At 42.1% G+C, this 22,596-nt stretch carries 15 protein-coding genes and 1 pseudogene; 6 read left to right on the top strand and 10 right to left on the bottom strand.

Annotated features, from left to right (window positions below; genetic code table 11):
• Positions 1 to 9: 9 nt before the first annotated feature.
• From A9Z07_RS01760 to A9Z07_RS01745, 4 genes and pseudogenes are all read right to left on the bottom strand, one after another.
• Positions 10 to 639, bottom strand: a pseudogene (locus A9Z07_RS01760) (isochorismatase family protein); the annotation flags it as partial.
• A gap of 42 nt (positions 640 to 681) precedes the next feature.
• A complete protein-coding gene (locus A9Z07_RS01755; protein ID WP_069576428.1) occupies positions 682 to 2,331 on the bottom strand; it encodes a (2,3-dihydroxybenzoyl)adenylate synthase in 1,650 nt (549 codons plus the stop codon).
• A gap of 1 nt (position 2,332) precedes the next feature.
• Positions 2,333 to 3,565, bottom strand: a complete 1,233-nt coding sequence (locus A9Z07_RS01750; protein ID WP_069576426.1) for an isochorismate synthase MenF — start codon at positions 3,563 to 3,565, stop codon at positions 2,333 to 2,335.
• Between the two features lie 61 nt (positions 3,566 to 3,626).
• Positions 3,627 to 4,397, bottom strand: coding sequence for an SDR family oxidoreductase (locus A9Z07_RS01745; protein ID WP_069576424.1), 771 nt, complete (start codon positions 4,395 to 4,397; stop codon positions 3,627 to 3,629).
• A gap of 271 nt (positions 4,398 to 4,668) precedes the next feature.
• On the opposite strand from A9Z07_RS01745, the gene fes reads away from it, so the two are divergent.
• From fes to entS, 4 genes are read left to right on the top strand one after another with little or no spacing between them, the layout of a single operon-like run.
• Positions 4,669 to 5,862 carry an enterochelin esterase gene (gene fes / locus A9Z07_RS01740; RefSeq protein ID WP_069576417.1) on the top strand — a complete coding sequence of 398 codons (1,194 nt, stop codon included), beginning with the start codon at positions 4,669 to 4,671 and terminating at the stop codon, positions 5,860 to 5,862.
• 31 nt (positions 5,863 to 5,893) lie between these two features.
• On the top strand, positions 5,894 to 6,109 hold the full coding sequence (locus A9Z07_RS01735; RefSeq protein WP_032810603.1) for an MbtH family protein: 216 nt from the start codon (positions 5,894 to 5,896) through the stop codon (positions 6,107 to 6,109).
• A 13-nt stretch (positions 6,110 to 6,122) separates the two neighbouring features.
• Positions 6,123 to 13,286, top strand: a complete 7,164-nt coding sequence (locus A9Z07_RS01730) for a non-ribosomal peptide synthetase (protein WP_069576415.1) — start codon at positions 6,123 to 6,125, stop codon at positions 13,284 to 13,286.
• The gene (gene entS / locus A9Z07_RS01725; RefSeq protein ID WP_069576413.1) at positions 13,276 to 14,526 is read left to right on the top strand and encodes an enterobactin transporter EntS; all 1,251 of its coding nucleotides are present in this window, start codon (positions 13,276 to 13,278) and stop codon (positions 14,524 to 14,526) included. Before A9Z07_RS01730 ends, entS begins: the two co-directional genes overlap by 11 nt.
• 62 nt (positions 14,527 to 14,588) lie before the next feature.
• On the opposite strand, the gene A9Z07_RS01720 is transcribed toward entS, so the two are convergent.
• The 5 genes from A9Z07_RS01720 to gltS form a co-directional block, all read right to left on the bottom strand.
• Positions 14,589 to 15,155 carry a 4'-phosphopantetheinyl transferase family protein gene (locus A9Z07_RS01720; RefSeq protein WP_264754268.1) on the bottom strand — a complete coding sequence of 189 codons (567 nt, stop codon included), beginning with the start codon at positions 15,153 to 15,155 and terminating at the stop codon, positions 14,589 to 14,591.
• A 256-nt stretch (positions 15,156 to 15,411) separates the two neighbouring features.
• Positions 15,412 to 16,296: an aromatic amino acid DMT transporter YddG gene (gene yddG, locus A9Z07_RS01715; RefSeq protein WP_047427517.1), complete on the bottom strand. Its 885-nt coding sequence runs from the start codon at positions 16,294 to 16,296 to the stop codon at positions 15,412 to 15,414.
• 160 nt (positions 16,297 to 16,456) lie between these two features.
• The gene (locus A9Z07_RS01710; protein WP_069576409.1) at positions 16,457 to 17,257 is read right to left on the bottom strand and encodes an SDR family NAD(P)-dependent oxidoreductase; all 801 of its coding nucleotides are present in this window, start codon (positions 17,255 to 17,257) and stop codon (positions 16,457 to 16,459) included.
• A 157-nt stretch (positions 17,258 to 17,414) separates the two neighbouring features.
• Positions 17,415 to 18,578: a zinc-dependent alcohol dehydrogenase gene (locus tag A9Z07_RS01705; RefSeq protein ID WP_004772193.1), complete on the bottom strand. Its 1,164-nt coding sequence runs from the start codon at positions 18,576 to 18,578 to the stop codon at positions 17,415 to 17,417.
• 270 nt (positions 18,579 to 18,848) lie between these two features.
• Positions 18,849 to 20,069 carry a sodium/glutamate symporter gene (gene gltS / locus A9Z07_RS01695; RefSeq protein WP_069576404.1) on the bottom strand — a complete coding sequence of 407 codons (1,221 nt, stop codon included), beginning with the start codon at positions 20,067 to 20,069 and terminating at the stop codon, positions 18,849 to 18,851.
• A gap of 457 nt (positions 20,070 to 20,526) precedes the next feature.
• Here gltS and A9Z07_RS01690 point away from each other — a divergent pair, with 457 nt between their 5' ends.
• Both A9Z07_RS01690 and A9Z07_RS01685 read left to right on the top strand, forming a co-directional pair.
• Complete coding sequence (locus A9Z07_RS01690) at positions 20,527 to 21,162, top strand: SOS response-associated peptidase (RefSeq protein WP_069576402.1); 636 nt, start codon at positions 20,527 to 20,529, stop codon at positions 21,160 to 21,162.
• Between the two features lie 540 nt (positions 21,163 to 21,702).
• Entirely contained in the window at positions 21,703 to 22,041 is a 339-nt protein-coding gene (locus A9Z07_RS01685) for a hypothetical protein (RefSeq protein ID WP_069576400.1), read from the top strand.
• On the opposite strand, the gene A9Z07_RS01680 is transcribed toward A9Z07_RS01685, so the two are convergent.
• Positions 22,028 to 22,498 (bottom strand): BLUF domain-containing protein, encoded by a 471-nt coding sequence (locus tag A9Z07_RS01680; protein ID WP_069576398.1) that lies wholly within the window; start codon positions 22,496 to 22,498, stop codon positions 22,028 to 22,030. The genes A9Z07_RS01685 and A9Z07_RS01680 overlap by 14 nt on opposite strands.
• Positions 22,499 to 22,596: the final 98 nt, after the last annotated feature.

Raw genomic sequence — 22,596 nt, 5'->3', positions numbered from 1 at the left:
CTTGAGATCCCACAAGCGCAGTACCTGATTGGTGGTCATGACCTGACCGCAGCGAGTGCTGATATATTTCAGTGCCATATCATGCTCAGCACGACTAAAATCCGCCATCGCATCGCCACAGACAAAGGGTTTGATATTGAGCATAAAGGCTTCTGCTGCACTCATGAGACAACCGATATGCGCATAAACACCGCAAATCACCAATTGATCTCGGCCCCATTGTTGCATCAACTGTTCAAATTCAGAAAATTTAAAGGCGCTATATCGCCATTTGGTTAAAACCGTATCTGCATCTGTGGCGGCGACATCGGGATGAATGCGGGTAATTTGCGGATCTGCCTTTAAGCCAGTCCCCCAAAAGTCAGTCAATAACTGACGATGCTCTGGAGTCTGGTCTCCAAGTTGTGCGGTATAGACCACAGGAATATTGAGTTGACGCGCCTGTTCAATCAAGGCTTGTGTATTTTTTAATAATTCAGGAATGGGTGCTTGTTGCTGGTCATAGAAATCTAAGAAATATTGCTGCATATCATGAACTAGTAGAACCGACTGTTTGGCATCTAACTGCCAATGAGTTTTATTTTCAGTGAACTCATGGGCTTGAGGCATGGCATAACTGGCAATTTTAGGAATACTCATTACTTATTTCTCGTCTTTTATAAATGACTTGGGGTGAAAGAATTAAACGGTTTCGGTTTGGAGATGCTGACGAAGCACTTTTTTATCAATTTTGCCAAAGGCGGTATAAGGAAACTGCTCGATAAATTCGATTCGGTCAGGGATCTTATAGGTCGCTAAACCGTAGTCTTTTAAATATTGACGTAGCTGTATGCCACGGCGGATCGCACTTGGATCGTTGTCCTGTGTTTGCCATGCAATAAAAGCGCAACTTTTTTCTCCCAACATCTCATCAGGCATCGCCACCAGCGCAGCTAGACGAACTTGAGGATGGGTGACCAACGCTTGTTCCACTTCTTCAGTTGCGATTTTTTCGCCGCCACGATTAATTTGTTCTTTAGAACGGCCTTCTACAACGATACAGCCGTCAGCCCGAATACGAACCAGATCACCTGTGCGGTAGAAACCATCTGGGGTAAACGAACGTGCATTATGTTCGGGCGCCTTGTAATAACCACGAATGGTATATGGGCCTCGTGTGAGCAAATGCCCAATTTCGCCGGCTGCAACAGGTTGATCATACTCATCAAGCACTAAAATTTCATCATCGGCTGAGATCTTTAGGCCTTGGGTATGAATAATCTGCTCGGCGGACATATCAAAATGGGTGTAATTCACTAACCCTTCTGCCATACCAAAGACTTGTTGCAATCTCACCTGAAAATCATCAATCAACCTGCTGGCAACCGTATCGGGTAAGCGCGCACCACCAACTTGTAAACAGCGTAAGGTGGATAGGATATCATCCTGATCTTTGTCAGCTTTATCCATCCACGGACGAACTAAAGCAGGCACCAGACAGGCATCAGTTACGCCATGTTTACGTATCAAGGCAAAAGCGGTTTCAGGGCTTGGATCGCTACCAAGAACGACTGCACCTCCTGCATAGAAAATACCTAATGCACCTGCTGAACTCATAGAAAAGTTATGAGCTGCGGGTAACACCATTAACAGACGGGAGCTTTGCTCAAGGCGACAGATTTTGGCACTTTCTCGCACACTATATAAATAGTCATCATGCGTGCGGGGAATCAATTTAGGAATGCCTGTACTGCCGCCTGAGAGTTGCAAAAAGGCCACTTGATCTGCACTGCTTGGGCGTATTGCCTGTTCCAAAATATCAGTTTTGTGTAATAGTGCTGCAAGATCTGAAAACTCGGCTGCATCTCCTAAAACAAAGATATGCTGTAACGCTGGATTGGCTTGCTGGCATTTACGTGCCAATTCACGGTAGTCGAACTTTTGTGCCCCGAAATCAGCACAGAAATAAGCGCTTGCCTGAGTTTGCTGGAAAAAGCTATTCAGCTCAGCATGTCTATGTGCAGGTAATGACATGATAGGTAATGCACCTAAACGGATCAGGGCAAAAAACACCACATAGAACTGGTAACAGTTAGGCATTTGTACCACAGCTTTATCACCTGCACGTAAACCCTGTTGATAGAGGTTATTGGCACAAAAACTGACAAGCTGGTTGAATTGTTGGTAATTAAGCGCTGTATCTGCATCGAAGATGGCAATATTCTCAGGGAATTGTTGTGCAGATTGCTGTAAAAAATCACTGAGATTCTGTCCGATCCAGTAGCCCTTTTCGCGATAGCGTGTCGCAAATGCCTCAGGATAAGGCACTGCGCCTTCTAGATAATTTTGCATATTATTTTACCTTCCCCATGATGTGTTCAGATGAAAACCCAAAACCATCTAATACAGTCCTAAATTTGGCCGCAGTTTCTGCATGCTCTGCACTTGGATCAGATGCAGCAACAATGCCTGCTCCTGCAAATAGGCGGGCGATATTGTGCTGGACGCGCGCACAACGAACAGTGACAGACCATTCGCCATTACCTTGGGCATCTGCCCAACCCATCGTTCCAGCAAAAAGTTCGCGATTAAAGGGTTCAAGTTGCTCAATCAAACTTTTCGCTACTGTTGTAGGCTGACCACAGATCGCCGGTGTTGGATGCAGTTTTTCAACCAAATCGAAAACGTGAATGTCTTTGTTTTTCAATTCACCTTCAATACGGCTGGCCAGATGCCATAAACGTTGGGTTCTAATGAGTGAAGGCTGTTTTGGAATATGTAGTTTTTTACAGAAAGGACTTAATTGATCCGCGATCATTTCGATCACAACCGCATGTTCATGCTGATCTTTTGCGGAAGCCAATAATTGTTGTGCATTGTGCTGATCCTGAATTGGATCTGTATCTCGTGCCAAAGTGCCAGCGACGGGTTTACTCCAGACCTGAGTTCCCTGTTTAGCGACCAAAAGTTCAGGACTTGCGCCAACAAACCAGCCTTCATGTGCCGCATCGCGGGCAACTGCATAGTTATAGCCTTCGGGATTATCTTGACTTAAATGATAAAAGAGCTGGGAGATATCAATTTCATCAGACAGTTCTAATTCTAAAATTCTGGCAAGTACGGCTTTATTCAATTCCCCTTGCTGCATTTTATGCACCAGTTCAGCGACTTGAGTTTGATATTGCTCATCAGAAGGAATAAAGCGGGCTTGTTTTATCGTACTTCCTGTTATTTCTCGATGAGATGAGGTGTAAAGAAGCTTTTGATAAAACTTCACCTCATCCATCAGCATGAGATTGACATCTTGCGCGTTGGAAAATGGAATGCCACCGAGAATCTTCGCCTGTGGATGGCCTTGTTGAATCACCTGATTCAGTTGAGATCGTGCCTGTTTTAACCAGTCAGATAAATGACTATCTGGCGCAATATGGATATCCTGCAATTTATGCTGGCTTTTTAGGACATAGTCTGGCGTTGTAAAGTAGAAACCCGCATCGCGATCACATTGCAAGATTTCATGGGCGAATGCCACCCGACTTTCGGTATAGTTTTCTTTTTGAATAAAATAGGGATGTTGTATAGACATTGACTATACTCCTTTTACGACATCTTATTTTTAAGTTTTAAAGTGTTAAGAATTTATGTTTTTACACGCCTAGCGTGGCGCCGCCGTCAACGACAATTTCCTGCATGGTAATTTGCGCAGCTTGATCTGAAAGTAGAAAGACCACCACATTGGCAATATCTTCAGGTTCTGCAAGTTTCTGAAGTGGAATCCCCGTCCGGTATTGGGACAGATCACCATTGACCACCGCCGCGGGAGGCTGATCCGTTGTCCATAATTGTTTTTGCATGTGGGTCAAGGTTGAACCAGGTGACACGATATTCACGCGGACATGATGTTGTGCTGTTTCTAATGCCAGATTACGACAATAATGACTTAAAGCCGCTTTGCTCGTGGCATACATCCCCAGTTGTATACGTGGCATACGGGCACTATTGGAACTGACCGTAACAATACTCCCCTGTTTTTTGGCACATAAATATTGGGCCACTTGCTGACTGATCGCAATCGGTGCGAGCAGATTCACGGCGAATGTGCGTTGCCAGTCCTCATTTTTTGCATCGAGCAACGAGGTCATGATTAAAATTCCTGCGGCATTTACCAGTCCAACAACGTTGTACTGCACCAGAATTTCTTCAATCACTTTTTTTGTCTCGGCTTCGTCGGTGATATCCAGTTGAATACCTTTCCATCGTGAAGCGAGTTCGGTTGTTAGGTTTTGGGTAATTTCCCAGTGTTCGGGCTGTGCTTGCTGATCAAGGCCAATGACGGTAAACCCTTGCTGCAACAATCGAGATGAAATTGCTGCACCAATGCCTCTGGCTGCTCCCGTTACAATGACGGTAGAGCTCATATGAATACTCCAAATTTGCGACCAATTTTTTGATCGCCGAACATAATTGCAAATAATTATCATTACAATCAAGCTGGCAATTTTCACTTTTTTATCAAATAAGAAAAAAATGGTTGTTTTTAAAGCTATTTCCTTTCTTAAACTGTTGTTTTTTATCATTAAGCGAAATTAGTGTGTTTTTTTATTGAATATAATGATAATTATTTGCATTTACAAATGAGAATCATTCTATTATTGTTGGGCCGCTTTCTAGTCGATATATGGACTTAAGATGAAGCCAAATTACTTTCCAATTCATCCAATATTCCAACAAAAAAACTTAGGTTCTGACATCTGGTGGAATTCAGTCGAACACATCGGTACCCCTCTTGTTATTGAAGATAACCAGCAGTTGCACTGTACTTTTTTATGGCGTCGTCAGTCAGAAACTGAATCGACCTATATTGATGTGTATTCACAAAGCCCTTCCATTTATCAACAATGGAATGCATTCCAGCAGATTGAAAATACAGATATTTCCTTTTTTGAAATAACGCTGCCTCTAAATTGGTCTGGTAGTTATGTATTGGTGACGACCCCTGATAGTGCACCTGAAACGCCAGAGACACAGCTTCGTCGCCAATGGTGGATCAACCAGCTCCAGCATTATGCACAGGTGGATCGCTTCAATCCTTACCCACCCTATCCAGCGCAAGTCTCGCGTTGGGTCAATCAATTGCATCTGGGGCAGCCACAAGATTGTCGGCAAGCAAACGTGTCTCCCGTTTATGAGTCGATTGAATGGCACAGCCAGCATCTGGCAACAACCTATCCCGTTGACTTCTCCCAGACCGCGCCGCTGACAGAGAACAGCCCATTGGTAATTCTTCTGGATGGACAAGTCTGGAGTCAGCATCTACCGATTTTACAAGACATCCAGTCTCGTACCGATCAGGGCCAGATGCGTGCGGCAAGTTATGTATTTTTACACAGTATCAATAGTGAACAACGTTGTCTCGACTATGGCTGTCGTGACCTGTTTTCACAGGCCATTGTTGAAGAGCTGATTCCGTATATTCAGCAAAACTTCTCTTTATCTCCATCCTGCCCCGTATTTTTATGCGGTCAAAGTCTAGGTGGTTTATGCGCTCTGCATTCACTTTTACTTTATCCCACCGCTTTTCAGGGTCTGATTTTGCATTCAGGCTCGTACTGGTGGTCCGATTATTCAAACAGTGATTTTTTAAATGGTCATACACAACGCTTTTTAGAGGTGATCGAACACTATCTGCAACCGATTCCCAACGAGACTCAAATCTTCATCCGTACTGGCGCTTATGAAACAGATATGCGTGAAGACAGCCAATTGCTTTACGCGACCTTAAGTTCAGTACGACCTACCCAGATTCACACCTTTGCAGGTGGCCATGACGCAATCAATTGGAAATATGATCTGGTCGACACGCTGCAAACCCTAATTTCTTAAAAAAACCTTGAATTTTCAAAGGAAAAACATGATGAGTACTTTACAAGAAAATTATATCAATCCATTTGATAACGAAAACCTATCCTTCTTCGTGCTTAAAAATATAAAAGGTGAATTCAGCTTATGGCCTGAGTTTCATAGCTTACCTGCTGGTTGGGAGGTGCAATTAGGACCAACCACGCGTTCTGAGTGTATTGGCTATGTCGAGCAGCATTGGAAAGCAATTAATCCATTCCAAGTGGCTTAATGGAGTTATCGATATGAACCAAGCATTACATAATGAATTTATTCAGGAACCGACACAGCCTGTACGCTTAAATCTGCTTTCAACTCAACAAGGGATTTTCCTTGCAGATCATTTAAGTGCGATTGAAGACTTATATACCATTGCGCATTGTCTGGAATTACCAAAAACACTGGATCTGGCAACGTTCAAGCAAGCCATCCAGCTGGGTTTGAGTGAAGCAGATACGGTCACGGCGCAGTATTCCTGCAATCCTGCGGAACCATTTTTACAGCTCAAAAATCAGGTCGAAATTCCAATTGAAGAGTTTGATTTTTGTCATCTTCCACCAGAGCAGGCACAAAAACGCTTGTGGGACTGGATGCCGACCGATCGTCAATATGCCAAGTCATTAAAAAACAACGACAGCAATCTTTATCGTCAGGTGCTGTTTGTTTGCCACGATAAAGTCTATTGGTATCAACGCTATCATCACATCATGCTAGATGGTTTTAGTATCATTAATCTGACCAAGCGCATTGTTGAGATTTACCAGCAGCTTCAAAAGGATGAATTGAAGGCCTCACCTTTTATTACTGTGAAAGATGTGATTGCAGAAAGACAAGCCTATGAGGCCAGTCCAAAGTTTCAGGAAGATCAGGCTTTCTGGAAAAATTATTGCCAAGACCTTGCTTCACCAGTCACCTTAAGTACTCATCATCTTGCGGCAAAAACAACCGCCCGATTTATTAAACATCAGTTGCATTTCTCTCAAGGAATTCTTGCACAAATTCAGGCTTTGGCTTCAGCTGCCAAACTGGCTTTGCCTGACATGATGATGGCGCTGTCGTTACATTATCTTTATAAAATGACAGACAAGTCTGAATTGGTTATGGGCGTTCCATTCATGCGCCGTCTGGGTTCCAAAGCCATTCGTGCCTTACTACCTACAGTGAATGTTCTGCCTGTTCAATTTCAGGTAAATCCGCAGCATAGCTGGATCAGTCTGGCACAGCATGTTCAGGCGCAGTTGGCACAAATTCGCCCGCATCAAAAATATGATGCAGAACAGATTTTACGTGATTTAAATTCGATTGATGTCCATGAACGTATTTATGGCCCTATCCTGAATTATAAAGCGTTCGATCAGGATCTGGTGATTGATAATCAGGCCGTGAAAACCCATCATATTTCCACGGGGCCAATCGATGATTTTGAATTTTCGTTTATCGTTCAAAATCAGGAATTGATGATTGAGCTACGAGCCGATGCAGCCCGCTATACGCAAGATGAATTGTTAATGCATAGTCAGCGTTTGACTTTATTGCTTGAACAATGTCTTGTACAACCTGAGCAAAGCTGTGCGCCATTTAGAATCACGACCACTCCAGAACAGCATCTTCTTGCTCAAGCCGGTACAGGGCCACGGGTTGCGCATCCTGAAAGTTATAACAATGTACTGGATATTTTTTATGAACAGGCCAGCAAATATCCAGACCGAATTGCGATTCTGAGCGGTGAACGCGAATCATTGTATCAGCTCACTTTTGCTGAATTAAAAGCACAGATCAACCAGTTTACCCGTTTCTTACAAGCTCACGGCGCCAAGAAAAATACCGTGATTGCGGGTGCGATTCCGCGCTCAGCAGAATCTGTGGTGATGATGTTATCCGTACTGAATTCGGGTGCAAGTTTCTTACCACTGGATCTGGACTATCCCGTTGATCGTATGCAAATGATGTGTGAAGATGCGAATCCCCTCTTCGTTTTAACCACACAGGCACTCTCAAATCAGTTGCCACAAGCTTTGCAGCAAATTCATCTGGATGATGAAGCTGTTCGAGCGCAAATTCGTGCGCAGGATGCAGCAGATATTCCGGCAGAGCAGCGACGTTTTGATTTTCAGGATGTGGCCTATGTCATTTTTACGTCAGGAAGCACAGGACGACCTAAAGGTGTAATGAACACCCACGGTTCTTTGCTCAATCTGATTCTTGTACATCAACATACGATTTATTTCCCTGTGCTGGAAGCGGTACAACAACGTTTCCCTGATCGACCACTTAGAGCGGCTCATACGCATTCGTTCTCATTTGACTCTTCATGGTTACAGGTATTCTGGTTAATTTGGGGCCAAGAGCTACATATTTTTGATGAGAATATGCGCCGTGATGCGTATGGACTGGTACAGGAAATTCAGCAACGTCAAATTGATACGCTTGATTTACCGCCATCCTTTTGTGCCCAGATGATCAGCAATGGATTATTTGAGCAAGGCCAGCATCATCCAAGCCTGATTTTGATTGGTGGTGAAGCTGCGCCATTGGCCTTATGGCAACAATTGAATGCACAGCCTGATTTATTTGCGCATAACTTGTATGGGCCAACTGAATATACGGTTGATACTTTCCGTGCAGAGTTAAAATTGACGGAACGCCCTGTGATAGCCAATCCGATTGGCAATACCCAAGCTTATGTGCTGGATCAGAATCTGCAACGCTGCCCAATTGGCGTTATTGGTGAGTTATATATTTCAGGTTTTGGTATTGCCAATGGTTATCTGGGACGAGCGGATTTAAGTTCAACCCGTTTTATTGCCAATCCATTTGAACACGGACAGCGTATGTATCGTACGGGTGATCTGGTGCGCTGGAATATGGCAGGAAAACTAGAATTTATGGGACGTTGCGACGATCAGATCAAGATTCGTGGTTATCGTGTTGAAATTGGTGAAGTCGAAAATGCCCTTTCAGTACTGCCAAATATTGAAAGCGTGGTGGTGATTGCAGAACCGATTAATAATAGCCACCGTCTTTTGGGCTATTGTGTGGTGAAAGAGATTCAACTCGATGAAGCAAAAAGCGAGAAGCTCAGCCAGCATTACCTCAGTTTATTACGTCAAAACCTGCCTGATTATATGGTGCCCTCGGCCTTGACTGTAATGCAGGAGTTTCCACGTAATGTCAGTGGTAAAGTCGATAAAAAGGCGCTGCCAAGACCGCAAATCCGTACTAAAAGTCGTGCCGCCCAAACACCAGAACAACATTTGCTGTGTCAGATTGCGGCTACTGTTTTAAAACTTGAGCAGATCGGCATTGACGATGATTTCTTTATGACGGGTGGCGACAGTATTTCTGCCATCATGTTATGTACCCAATTGCGTCAACATGGCTATGGTTTAAAACCGAGTGATGTCTTCCAGCTCAAAACCATTGCAACTATGGCTACTCAGCTGGAGGTACTGGATCCTAGAGATATTGATTACACCATGCAGTCGGTTTTTGATGATCAAATCATTGACAAGGTGCAAGCAGAATATGGACAGGATTCGATTGTTTTACCGCTATTGCCGTTACATAAAGGCATGTTGTTCCATGCGCAACTTGAACAGCAACAGGCTAGCTATAATGCCTTTACTCGCCTGAGTCTCACTGGTGAAATTGATCTGATCCAGTTACAACAGGCATTAACCAATGTATTAAGAAAACACCCGCAACTGGCAGGCTGTTTTGATAGTACATTGTATGATGAACCAATCTTTGTCTATATGCCGAATCCAACCCGAATCTGGCCTGTAGATGTATATAGCAGTACCCCTGAGACCCTGGAAAAATGCATTGCAGATGTGCTTAAGCAACCGATGCAGTTGCATCAGGCGTATGGACTGATTCGTGCTGTGCTGATCCAGACTTCATCTCAACAATCTGAATTGATTTTGATGGTGCATCATTTGTTGACAGACGGTTGGTCTACCCCGCTGTTTATGCAAGATTTCATTCAAGCCTATCAAAACCCAGAGCAAAGTCTGACAGTTGCCAAACATGCCTATGCTGATGTCATTCTGCAACTGGTACAGCAAGACCATACTCCTTCTAAACAGATCTGGAAGCAGGATTTGGCCGATGCTCAAGCTTTAGTTTTATTTGAACATGCCAAGAAACAAAACGTACAGGAAACCCAACATCGTTTAAATGCAAAATTGAGTGCAGCGCTTCAACATAAGCTGCGTCAAACGGGCATTACCTTAAACGTGTTTATGCAAATGATCTGGGCAATGTGCTTACAGAGCTATGCGCATCGTGAAGATATCCTGTTTGGTACACCTGTTGCAGGACGTTCTGCACCCGTGAACGGTATCGAGCAGCAAATTGGTCTATTTCTGAATACTATTCCTGTACGTGTCCAACTACAGATGCAACAGAATTTATGGCAGCAATTGCATCATCTGCAACACTTGCATATTCGTCATTTGGAACATGATGGTTTAGGACTCAATGAAATACAGCAGCAGTTGGGTCAAGGCAGTCTATTTGACAGTCTTTTAGTGGTAGAGAATTATCCTGACCATCAATATTCGCAACAACACTTAGGTTCAGCAAAAATTGAAAAGCTGACCAATCGTGGCTATAGCCATTATCCTCTGGCCTTGTTGGTGATTCCTGATCAGGAAATTGAATTATTACTGGAACAACGTGGTGTGATTGCCCAGCCAGCGCAATTCTTGCAACGTATTGAACAATTGATTCAGACCGCGTTGGAGCAACCTGAAACGGCATTGCAGCATTATCCATTGCAATTACCTGTTGAACAGCAATTGATTGAGCAGATTAATCAAACTGCACATGATATTCCGTACACAACCTTGCAGCAATTGTTGCGTACACAGGCATTGCGCCATCTAGATGCCATTGCACTGGTGGATGAAGAACATCAGCTCAGCTTTGCGCAAGTACGTCTGCAAGTTTGTACACTGGCGAAACGATTACAGCAATCCGGTGTTCAGGCTGGTGATATTGTCGCAATCGCTTTACCTCGTTCAGTCAAGCTGAGTATTGCGATTCTGGCTGTGATTGAAGCGGGTGCAGCCTATTTGCCGATCGATATTCAGCATCCGACAGAACGTATCAAGTATATGTTGCAAGATGCCAAGCCGCGACTAACCATTACCGCAGCAGACCTGTTAACAGATATCGATACACCGAAACTGAATTTTGAAAGCTTATTTGATGTAGCTGATACCGCACTGACCAATTATAGAATTACATTGGTGAGTCCACAGCAGCCTGCCTATATTATTTATACCTCGGGTACCACAGGTCAGCCCAAAGGTGTGATGGTGTCTCATCAGGCGATTGTGAATCGTATTTTATGGATGCAACACCAGTATCCACTGGATATCAATGACAGCATCCTCCAAAAAACACCATGCAGTTTTGATGTTTCCGTGTGGGAGTTTTTCTGGTCTTATCTGGTGGGTGCACGTCTAGTGATGGCGCCTGTAGATGCGCATCGTGATCCAATGGCTTTGCTGGATATTATTCAGCAGAACAATATCACGACTTTGCATTTTGTCCCTTCCATGCTGTCTGTATTTGATGAAGCGGTCACTGCATTTTTAACGGATGAGCAACGTAAGGCACTCCCATTAAAACGTGTGTTCTGTAGTGGTGAAGCATTGCCGACTGCAATGGCGCAGGCCTTTAATCAACATTTCAGTGCTGAATTACATAATTTATATGGCCCAACAGAAGCAGCCGTTGATGTGACTTATATGGATGCGCAACAGGCCCAGTTCACATCTGAAAATAGTATTGCAATTGGCTATCCAGTCTGGAATACCCAACTCTATATTCTCGATCAATATTTACGCCCGCTCCCGATTGGTGCTGAAGGTGAACTGTATTTGGCTGGTGATCAGCTGGCGCTGGGATACTTGCAACGTGCGGATCTGACGGCAACACGTTTTGTGGCGAATCCATTTCAGACTGGACAACGGATGTACCGTACAGGTGATATTGCCCGCTGGAATATAGATGGCAGTATTCAATATGTAGGCCGTGCAGATGATCAGCTTAAAATCCGTGGACAACGTATTGAATTAGGTGAAATCGAACAACAATTACGTCTGGTCAGTCAAATTGATGAAGTTGTGGTTCAGCCAATCTCTGTTTCAGCAGATAAAAATGCGACTGATCTGCAACTGGTTGCTTATCTAAAAACCACACAAAGCTTTGATGCTGGCAGTTTGAAGAAACGTTTAGCGAAACACTTGCCGACTTATATGATTCCAAGCCATTTCCTTGCGCTTGAGACTTTGCCTTTAAGCCATAACGGTAAATTAGACCGTAAAGCATTGCCACGTCCGCAATTGAATCACTCTTCACAGCAGCGATTTGCTTCGAGTGAAACCGAATTAAAACTGGAACAGATTTTCCAGAATATTTTGGGATTAACGCGTCGTATCCATGTCGAAGAAGATTTCTTTGCGCTTGGAGGTCATTCGATTCTTGCCATGAAACTGGCGATTGAAATTAAAAAGACTTTTGATCGAAGTCTGGCGGTGAATCAAATCATGACGGGTGCCAATATTGAAAAACTGGCTGAGCAAGTGCAACTACAAAATCTAATGAATCAGGCCAATGATGAAGCTGGTTTTGACACGACTTTCATGATCCGTGAGGCAAAAACCAAACCTGTATTCTGTATTTATCCTGGTTCTGGTCTGGCTTGGCAATATAGCGTGCTCAACCGTTATATACATCCCGATATTAGCCTGATAGGTTTGCAATCCCCTCGTCCAAATGGCGCGCTGGTTTATAGCCAGAGCATGGATGAGCTGATTGATCATCAATTAAAACAGGTACTGGACATACAGTCAGAAGGTCCATTTACCTTCTTGGGATATTCTCTGGGCGGAACGATTGCCTATGGCCTTGCAGATCGTTTGCAACGTTTAGGTCATGAGGTTGCTTTTGTGGGCTTGTTAGATACCTATCCTGCGGAAATTCATGAATGGGACATGCAAAATGCCGCTGTGGTAACCGAAGAAGCAGAACAGGAACAAATCCAGTTCTTTAATCAGGTCTTGGATGGTGCTGATGAAGCGCTGAATGAAGAAAAAGACAGTTTGCAGGAATACATTTTTGCGAATTATCGAGATGCTGTGCGTCTGTTAAGCCAACATACAACGACTGCTTACGCGGGCAAGATCCATGTTTTTGTGGCGGAACAATCATGCCCTGCCTATATCCAGCCCCAACAAAACTGGCAACCTCTTGTGAATGAGCTGGAGATTATCCATTTGCCAGAAGCCAGTCACGAAACTTTATTATCGCCTGAACAATTGACCACCTTAGGGCCATTGTTAAATGACTATCTCAGTCAAGTCTATCAATTAAAGGATTCAAAGCATGAAGCTTAAAAATATCTTGACTGACTTTAGTCTGCTTAAAGTCAATACACATTTCCGAAATGTTTTTATTGCCCGAACCGTTTCGCTGCTGACGATTGGGATGTTAATTGTTGCGATTCCACAACAAGTCTATCAAATGACGCAGGATGTTTTTCAGGTTGCAATTGTGACTGCTTTTGAAGGCATTGCCATGTTTATTGGTTTGTTGCTGGGTGGCGTACTTTCGGATCGCTATGATCGTAAAAAACTGATTCTATTTGCCCGTTTGGTTTGTGGTTTAGGATTTATGGGCTTGGCGGTGAATGCCATGCTCGATACACCTTCGCTTTATGCACTTTATTTTTTAAGTGCGTGGGATGGCTTTTTCGGCGCTTTAGGTGTCACGGCAATGATGGCGATTATGCCGATCATTGTTGGGCGTGAAAACATTGTGCAAGCGCGTGCCATCAGTATGGTTTCGGTACGCCTGGCGACAGTAATTTCACCTGCGATTGGTGGAATTGTGATTGCCGCGAGCAGTGTTGCTTGGGCTTACTGGATTGCGACGATTGGTACCTTGTTTACGGTGTTGCTATTACTTGGCCTACCTGTATTAAAACCACAAACTGAAAGTGAAGATGAGCATCCAGTTCAGCAATTATTACAAGGCTTCAAATTCGTATTTCAGAATAAGGTGGTGGGTAGCACCATTCTGATTGGTACGATTCTGGGCTTCACCAGCGCCATTCGTATCCTTTTCCCACAGATCGTTGACCAACAATTTGCGGGAGGCGCATTTGAATTGGGCTTGATGTACTCCGCAGTGCCACTAGGCGCAACTTTGGGTGCACTGTTAAGTGGCTGGACTGCAAGTTTAACTCGACCGGGTACAGTCATGATTTATGCCAGTCTTGCTGTTTTTGCCTGTATGTTTTTGATTGGCTTGTCGCCGTGGTTGCTGTTGACCTTGGTGATCCTAAGTGTGTTCGGCTATCTTTCAGCAATCGCCAACCTGTTGCAATACAGCATCGTGCAAGGTCATACGCCTGATGAATATTTAGGTCGTATCAATGCCATCTGGTTGGCTCAGGATGCATCTTCTGACTCGATTGCTACTACAATTCTGGGCGCACTGACACGCTTTCTGCCAATCTCAAGCAGTATTTTTATCTTCAGTGGCTTGAGCTTTGCACTTGGGCTGGGTTTTCTGATGAGTGCTGAAAAGATCAGAGACGCAAGTTTTAATGATCCTGACCTGCAACAAAGTTAGAATTTTCTCATGCAGATAGATGGCGACTTTGCCATCTATCTGTTTTATCCATATCTAAGAAATTAATTGCCTTGTACTATGTATGTAATGACATCATCATTATTAAATTGCCAATACCCCTCATATTCAGGCTTTAATCCATAACGCTGTCTAGTGTTTTGATCAAATTTCAAAATAGCTGATTGATTTTCTATGTTCATTTCAACCGTTGTGGCTTCCAAGAAATCAATATAGTTTTGAGCAATTGGATAAACAGCTTTATAGAGACTTTCCTTTAAAGAAAAAATAAGTGTCATGTATTCACGAAAATTTAAATAGTGCGAGATTTCGGCTTGCCATAATTTTTGTTCGCATGGAGTCAAAATCAGTACTGCGCTTTCCTCGGCAAAACTGGTCTCAACGATTCGTTCTATATCTATACCTAAATATTCAGATTGCGATGAAATCGCGACAATCACCTGCTCATTTGAATGACTGATACTGCCAATAAAGCCTTTAGGCCATTGTGGTAATTTTAGCTGCGTCGAACTAATGCACATTGAGCAATTAAAATGTTGTTGCAATATGGCTTGTGCCAGAATACGTCCCGCAAAAAACTCATTGAGGCGTTTTGTGCTGGCATTTTCCACGTAATTCGGTCGTTCAAGTCTATAAGACTGTCGAATCTGGTTGATTATCGAAATGTCTGCACGATAACAAATAGTGTTTGCTGTAAGTGATATCAGTGTTGCATGTTGCAGGCAAGCTGATGCTAGCGTTGGTGGAATTTCTAAAAAATAATTCATCAAGTGTTACAGGTATTATTGCCTGAACATTATACATAATTAAGAGAATGATTATTATTTGCCAAACTGATTTTTAAAAAATGTGATTTTTACAGAAATATTATTTCTGTCGCGTAGCCACCCAGCAAAGAACTGAACCAATACAAACCATTGCTGCGCCTTGCCAAAAGGCAATCGAAAGAGTTGTTTGTAAAACGATAGCTGCCAGCGCTGCCGAAAAAATAGGGATAAAGTAAGAAGCTCCCGCTAACAGTGTAACATTGCCATGCAAGATCCCGACATTCCATGCGGCATAGCCAAAGCCCATAGCGGCGGCAGCAAGTGTAAGATAAACCAGTGCATGCAAATCAAAATGCATCGGTTCAGCACCCATGAATAGATATTTAAGCCATAACGCCACCGCCGTCAGGATAAAGAATAACGTGACACCATTTTTACCATTGGCAATTCTAGCCGTTACTGTGCAATAAGCCGCCCAAATCAATGCACCGATGAAGGCTAGTCCATAACTTAGAGGATTATTTTGAACATTCGCCCACATGCTAGCGAGGTCAAGCCCTTGATCCCCTCCAAGTACCCAGCAAATTCCTAAAATAGAAATTATAAAACCGGGAATTACGAGCCAACTTGATTTTTGATGATTAAACAGAATTGCACATACCATGGTCAGCGCTGGCCATAGATAGTTCACCATACCTACTTCAATCGCTTGCTGACTGGTATTGGCATAGCCAATCGATAATGCAAGGCAAAGCTCGTAAGAAACAAAAAGTAAGCTTCCCCAAATCAGATATTGTCGGGGGAATTCACTTAGCTTGGGAAATCCAATGCTCATCAATAAGAACAATGACGCGACACTGTAGATCATGGCAGCTCCGCCCGTCGCCCCAAGATTTTCACTGACGCTTCGAATCAACCCGACAATTGAGCTCCATAAGAGCACAGCAATGAGTCCTACTAAGGTTGCATTTCTTTTGGTTATCATCCACTTAATCACTTATCAAGTTTCATATTCTGATCATGAAGAATGAACGATTGATTCTTCACTTGAATATTAGAGTTTATAAGGATCTACTTTTTACCATGACTCGTCTGCTTTGCACAGGAATCATATTGAATTATTTAAAAATTCTATCGGTATATTGCTATGAGTTTATTGTTGAACCAGCAGTGATATTAACGATGGTGGCGGTTATTGCACTGGCATGATCAGATGCCAGAAATGTCACCGTTTCGGCAATTTGAGCCAATGTCGGTAATCTTTTTAACATGGTACTTTGCGCAGCTCCATTTAACCATTCATCCAAGCTCAGACCAATGGCTTGTGCTTTTAAGCTAAATAACTCACGAGTATAAGACCCTGCTTGGGCGGCATCCGCAATTGCATGGGAGCGTATACCAAGCACCCAAATATTTTTCGGTCCAAGTTCACAGGCGAGCGCTTTGATAAATGCTTCAGTTCCTGCACAACCGACGATATGTCCCAAATGACCCGCTATCGCCATTCCTCCTGAAGGTGCAATTACACTAATCATTACACCTGTAGACTTTGCTCCCATATAAGGTGCCACTGCTTTTGAAATATTAAATTGTGCAGTAAGAAAAGGTTTGATGCCTTGCATAAATTCATGTTGGGTGAGTTCTGAAAGTTCTTTGCCTTGGTTATGCATAAAACTGGTGGCATTGATGACCACATCGATTACATCCGTTTGCTCAACCAACTGTTTTATCGCTGTTTGGGTGGCTTGTTCATCTAGGACGTCTACAATAAAGGTTTTTACTCGACCTTCTACGTTGTGAATATTTGCTACAACCTGCTCCAGTTTGTCCTGATGACGGGCACCTAAATAGAGGTGTGCGCCTTCTCGGGCCAAAACATCTGCAATTGCATGACCTACTGCACCACTTCCACCAAAAATTACGGCAATTTTATTTTTAACTAACATGAGATATGCCCGAACCTGTATTTTTATTTTTCATTTATTGTACGCTTTTTAGCCATGTTTCGGCGATTTCGAATTCTCTATTTTTTTATTTAAAAGTTGGTTGGAGAATAAAAAAACCTCTAATATGACTTAGAGGTTTTCTACGCTTAATCGGTTTTTAAGGGGTAAGAATGACCTTACGACATTCTTCTTCCCTATTATCAAAAATACGATAACCTTCGGCAGCATCTTCTAATTTCATTCGATGGGTAATGATGGCTTCAGGCGACAACTTACCGTCCTCAATCAATTCTAATAATTGAGGTAAAAACTGATGCACATGGGTTTGTCCCATTTTAAAAGTAAGCCCTTTATCAAAAGCATCGCCAAATAGGAAACCATGAATAGGCCCTGCATATACACCGGGTACACTGACCACTCCACCTCGACGTACCGCCGCGATACATTGACGTAAAACTACACCACTTGAGCCTTCAAGTTTTAGATTCGTCAGCAATGTTTCTATAACACTGCCTTTTGCCTCAAAGCCAATGGCATCAATGACCGCATCCACACCACGATAATTGCCTGTGTTCTGGATAATGTATTCGGCAGCATCTACTGCTTCAAAATCAACAGGAATCGCACCATACGCTTCCGCTGCATATCTCAATCGGTATTGATTATGATCGACAATAAATATCTTTTCTGCACCGAGCATTTTGGCGCACGCTGCACTTAGCAAGCCAACAGGACCTGCACCATAGATCGCCAAAGTCGAACCTTTAGTAACTTTTGCATTGCTTACGGCCTGCCATGCGGTGGGCAAAATATCGGTGAGAAAAAGCACTTTTTCATCTGACAGTGACGTAGGCACTTTAAACGGCCCTTTATTGGCCTTGGGTACACGTACATATTCTGCCTGCCCACCCGGAATGCCACCATAGAGATGACTATATCCAAACAAGGCAGCGCCTGAAGGAATTTGTTTTTTATTAATAATCGATCCTCGGCCTGTATTGGTGGTTTCACATGCAGCGGTCAGATTTAACTGGCAAAAGAAACACTGTCCACAAGCGATGACAAAAGGCACAATGACCCGATCACCTTTTTTAACCTGTGTGACGGCAGAACCGACATCTTCAACAATCCCCATAAATTCATGTCCAAAAATATCACCCTGCTCGGTCTGAGGAATTTTTCCTCGATACAGATGCAGATCTGAACCGCAAATTGCAGTTGCAGTGACCCGTAAAATGATATCGTCAGCTTCTTGAATAACAGGATCAGCTACCGTTTCAACACGAACATCTTCAGCACCGTGGTAAGTAAGCGCACGCATGGTTATTCCTTTAATTTTTAATGGTTGATTTGATTATGGGCGGTGTTTCTTTACCGTTTGCAACGTTTGTTTGCGCTCAGGTAAGTCATATTGTGAATATGCAAAAGGAACTAACGCTTTGTAACCAATCATGAAAAAATTAAGAAAAAGCTGAAAAAGAATATGTTTAAGAAATTGCAGTGAATAGCAATAAAAATGCCAGTTGATAAAAACTGGCATTTTCAAAAAGATAAAGCATCTCAGTTCTTTAGTGGAACAAAGCTCTGCATGCTAAAAGAAATTAATAATGGTTTGGATCACAAGCGCATTAATAATATCGACAAAAAATGCCCCAGTCAGTGGAATAATCAAAAAGGCTTTATGCGAAGGTCCATAAGTGTTGGTAACCGCTTGAATATTGGCAATTGCTGTTGGCGTTGCACCTAAGTTGACGCCACATTGTCCTGCACAAAGTACCGCTGCATCGTAGTTTTTGCCCATAATTTTAAAGGTGACGAAAAACAGGTAAAGCGCCAGAAATAAGGTCTGTGCAATAAGAATAATGACAAGTGGCCCTGCCAGCCCAGCAAGCTGCCAGAGCTGTAAAGACATCAATGCCATCGAAAGGAACAAAGCCAAAGATGCGTTACCAAAGACGTCAATACAGCGGTCAAATAGCTTGATATTAAAGACATATTCCAGCGTATTACGTAAGAACACACCACAGCCTAACGCCCACACAAAGGTAGGTAACTCAAACCAGTGGCCTTTGGCAAAGTCAGTCATAAAATTGGCAAAGAAAATACACAGTGCAAACATCCCCAGTGTCTTTACAGCATCGTCCGCCGTAATCAGTCGGGTTTTTTCTGGATATTCAAATGGCGCTGTTTCATTTGCAGGTGGTGCTTCAGTACGTTGCTGTGTCGGTGCAATTTCTTCAGCCAATTGATAACGACGAATCAAAAACTTTGCTACTGGGCCACCCATCATGCCGCCGACAACCAGACCGAAGGTTGCGCTGGCCATGCCTAACACCACTGCACTTTGAATGCCATATTCTTCTTCGAATATACTTCCCCATGCACTTGCAGTACCGTGCCCCCCTGTTAAGGTGACTGATCCGGTAATCAGGCCAATCAATGGATCAAGACCTAAAGCGGTTGCCAGACTTATGCCTAAAGCATTTTGTAGTAGTACAAAGACTATTACACAGAACATGAAAACAATCAGTGTTTTTCCGCCCTCTTTTAACTTTGACAGGCTGGCACTCAAGCCGACCGAAGTAAAAAAGACCAGCATGAAACTGCGTTGAATGTCTGCATTAAAATTCACCGTAATATCAAACTTAGTGAATAGAAAATAAGTGACAATCGCAGCGACAAGTCCACCAATTACAGGTTCAGGCATATTGTAGCGTTTTAATAAACTAACTTTATTAACCAGAAAATAACCAATAAAAAGTACAAAGACTGCAACTACAATCGTACCAAAAATGTCGATATCAAAATTCATTGTTTACCAAATCAAAAAACACTGACGAAAGTCGTTGGTTAAGGGAGACCTTCTTTTGAAGATAAAGCGGGCGATAGTAAAGCAATTAGAAGGATTTGTTTGTTAAGCTTAGTAATTTTTTGCAGGTCTAAACATGTAAAAACTGATATAAATACAATCGGTTAATGTCGGCTCAATTTCCTTTGGTCAGAATCTTTTAAATTGAAGTATAAAATTTATGAGTTTGGGATAATTTCTTCTATTTGATTATCATGATGAGATATTTTTTATCTCCTCTATCCTCTAAAATATCTTAAATCATCTGCTCCTTCAGATCGTATCATTAGATTTCATTCTCTCTATAAGAATCCTCAGATCAGTAAGTATTGATGCAATCCAAATACAAAAATGCGCTCATCAATAACGTGATTTTGATCAACACTAAGAGAGTGTTTATTGAACGATACGAGGATGGTGTATGTGTGCAAACTATCGACCTATTCAGAAAAGTCGGGCTCATTTATTAGATTTGTTTGAACCGACATTTGACTACAAAACGGATATTTATCCTGAAGATCTTAGCCCGATCCTGATCTCTCCCGATCAAAAAGTAGAATGGCGTGCTGCCCGTTTTGGTCTGGTGCCTTTTTGGGCCAAGGAGTTAAAGGCAGTTCAGAATACTTATAACGCACGTACTGAAACGGTGGCTGAAAAAAACAGTTTCAAACATGCTTGGAATAAAAATCAATTTGCTTTGGTGCCTGTCGAAGTAATTTTTGAACCTAAGTATATTGATGGGCAAGCACAGTGGTATGGCATCTATCGTCAGGACAAAAAGCCGTTTACAGTCGCTGCTATATATGAATATGCAAGTGTTGCAGGTCAGGAAATTCTCTCCATGAGTATGCTGACCATCAATGCAGATTCCCACCCTTTAATGAATCAGTTTCATGCGCCTGAACATGAAAAAAGATCAGTCGCTATCATCTCTGAAGGACACCGTCTGGACTGGCTCAATGCAGACCATGTACAGGCAGCCGAAATGATCCTTGAATTTTCTCCAGATGATTTTACTGCTGCACCGAAATCCCAAGTTGATCATTTCTATCCATGAATGAATTTCTTATCGTAAAACTTAATTCTTTTCTCATTTTTCTTTTTATAGAAAATCGCATCGATAACAGCGCATACCAATTCTAGATAATCAATGTTCTTACTTCATTTAAATATTGCTCATCATTATTTTTTCTCTAATGAAATATCATGTTGCGTTTTGTTAAAAATGTAAATTTAGAGAAATTGTGATTTGCAAATAAGTAATTGTTTTTAAATTAATTTATTTTAAATTAAAATGTAAAATTTGATCAAAAAACACTCATTTGTAGGCAATCTCTTACGAGCGTGTAAGCCAAAAACCTATTCTTCAACTGTTTGATTTCTTTAATAATTAATTCGGTACATTTAAGCGCTCTTTACTATTCAATAGAAAGCTGAATATTAATGAAGAGATCCCGTAAAATAAAAAAGGCATCTTTATTAATATAACAAATCTGAATAATAGAAAAGAATCTCAAATAATGTCTGAATATGTACCATCTTTCCTCTGGTTCCAGAGGAAAGATTTTTAAATTAACTTCAGGATAGGAAATAGAATATGTTTATTGCAAAAAATATCTTTGTCTTTTTACTATCAATGTTAGCGTTGTGCCTACTCATCATCTTCTTTAATTATTTAGGCTTTAACGAAACAGTTAATCTAATACTCTCCGCGACTCTCTTTGGTATGTTTATTACTTGGTATTTCAAAGGCACAGAATTATGTCTGGCCTTATTTAGTTTCTTCTACTGTGCCATGCTGATTATTAGCCAGAGTATGGAAGTAATCTTGATGTTTATGACTTCCATTGCTGTCTATTTACTCATGGCTAAAGTGTTACCGAAACTCAAAACCGTGAATATCAAGTTGCGAACCAAACAGTTTAGAATGGATTAACGCCACGATTGACCATGCCAACTTTTTTGCCAATGGGAAGCGTTGTCTGTTCTGCAAGTAGCAATTCACTGAGAAAAGCATCTAAACTTGTCTGGTCGAGACAGCTCGGATTAAAGCTATTTTCTCCCAAAGTCAGAAAGAAAGATTCAATATTGGTATTTCGTTGTACATATTTCATTGACCAGCGGTTAAAGCTCGATTGGTCAATGGAGTGTGTATTGAGATGCTTGACATCGAGATGTCGTGAATCGTTTTTTATTTTTTCAAATAAGCTTTCAACAATCTGTTGCTCTCCTTCCAAGCATTGAAAAAAGGCATTATCTGCATAGTAGAGGACGCCATAGATACAATGTTGAGTATTGAAATCTCGAGCTTCGGTGAGGATATCGCGTAAATCTTGTAGCAAATCATCGCTATTTTCATTGCGTTTGCTGGCATAACATAATCGTATATTCATAAAGATTTCCGCAAACTCTGAAAGTTATTTTGTTAATTATAATTTTTAAAACTATCATATCTGTATCTTATAAACATATCCGAGAACACGAGACTCCT

Source organism: Acinetobacter sp. YK3 (genome assembly GCF_001729365.1).
Lineage (GTDB): Bacteria > Pseudomonadota > Gammaproteobacteria > Pseudomonadales > Moraxellaceae > Acinetobacter > Acinetobacter vivianii.
Note: the sequence above shows the minus strand (reverse complement) of the source record. Positions and strands in the feature narration are given on the sequence as shown.

What these genes read in the sequence shown, in the direction of transcription:
- yddG (WP_047427517.1), bottom strand. Translation starts at nt 16,296, where the DNA reads ATGATAACCAAAAGAAATGCAACCTTAGTAGGACTCATTGCTGTGCTC.
- A9Z07_RS01755 (WP_069576428.1), bottom strand. Translation starts at nt 2,331, where the DNA reads ATGCAAAATTATCTAGAAGGCGCAGTGCCTTATCCTGAGGCATTTGCG.
- A9Z07_RS01710 (WP_069576409.1), bottom strand. Translation starts at nt 17,257, where the DNA reads ATGTTAGTTAAAAATAAAATTGCCGTAATTTTTGGTGGAAGTGGTGCA.
- A9Z07_RS01745 (WP_069576424.1), bottom strand. Translation starts at nt 4,397, where the DNA reads ATGAGCTCTACCGTCATTGTAACGGGAGCAGCCAGAGGCATTGGTGCA.
- A9Z07_RS01735 (WP_032810603.1), top strand. Translation starts at nt 5,894, where the DNA reads ATGAGTACTTTACAAGAAAATTATATCAATCCATTTGATAACGAAAAC.
- entS (WP_069576413.1), top strand. Translation starts at nt 13,276, where the DNA reads ATGAAGCTTAAAAATATCTTGACTGACTTTAGTCTGCTTAAAGTCAAT.
- A9Z07_RS01680 (WP_069576398.1), bottom strand. Translation starts at nt 22,498, where the DNA reads ATGAATATACGATTATGTTATGCCAGCAAACGCAATGAAAATAGCGAT.
- fes (WP_069576417.1), top strand. Translation starts at nt 4,669, where the DNA reads ATGAAGCCAAATTACTTTCCAATTCATCCAATATTCCAACAAAAAAAC.
- A9Z07_RS01730 (WP_069576415.1), top strand. Translation starts at nt 6,123, where the DNA reads ATGAACCAAGCATTACATAATGAATTTATTCAGGAACCGACACAGCCT.
- gltS (WP_069576404.1), bottom strand. Translation starts at nt 20,069, where the DNA reads ATGAATTTTGATATCGACATTTTTGGTACGATTGTAGTTGCAGTCTTT.
- A9Z07_RS01705 (WP_004772193.1), bottom strand. Translation starts at nt 18,578, where the DNA reads ATGCGTGCGCTTACTTACCACGGTGCTGAAGATGTTCGTGTTGAAACG.
- A9Z07_RS01690 (WP_069576402.1), top strand. Translation starts at nt 20,527, where the DNA reads ATGTGTGCAAACTATCGACCTATTCAGAAAAGTCGGGCTCATTTATTA.
- A9Z07_RS01685 (WP_069576400.1), top strand. Translation starts at nt 21,703, where the DNA reads ATGTTTATTGCAAAAAATATCTTTGTCTTTTTACTATCAATGTTAGCG.
- A9Z07_RS01750 (WP_069576426.1), bottom strand. Translation starts at nt 3,565, where the DNA reads ATGTCTATACAACATCCCTATTTTATTCAAAAAGAAAACTATACCGAA.